This is a genomic window from Neisseria sp. P0001.S005 (assembly GCF_051963715.1).
In genome coordinates this window covers 1-416 of sequence record NZ_JBQCTZ010000657.1, presented here as the reverse complement: position 1 = coordinate 416, position 416 = coordinate 1, and the positions used below count along the sequence as shown (strand labels likewise).

Genomic DNA, 416 nt, shown 5'->3' with positions numbered 1-416 from the left:
GGCGCGTTGTTTTGTTCGTTGCTGTGTTGTGCACGGCGCAAGATGGCGTTGATACGCGCCAAGAGTTCGCGCGGTGTGCATGGTTTCGGTACATAATCGTCCGCACCCATTTCTAAACCGATAATGCGGTCGATGTCGTCACCTTTTGCGGTCAGCATGATGATGGGCACAGTGCTTTGGGTGCGTACGTTTTTCAAAACGTCCAAACCGTTCATTTTAGGCATCATGGAGTCTAATACGACGACATCGTATTGTCCGGTCAGAATTTCTTGAACGCCGGCTTCGCCGTCAGAAACGCTGTGGACGTTGAGGCCTTCGGCAGTCAGGTATTCGGTCAGTAATTCGGTCAAGAGGGCATCGTCATCTACGAGTAATACGCGACTCATGGAATTTCCTTTTCGTGATTGTATGCGCCG

General features: G+C 51.0%; 1 protein-coding gene. It reads right to left on the bottom strand.

Annotated features, from left to right (window positions below):
* Positions 1-386: response regulator (locus ACTHSP_RS22235; protein ID WP_440347038.1), on the bottom strand; the 386-nt coding region annotated here is incomplete at its 3' end.
* Positions 387-416: the final 30 nt, after the last annotated feature.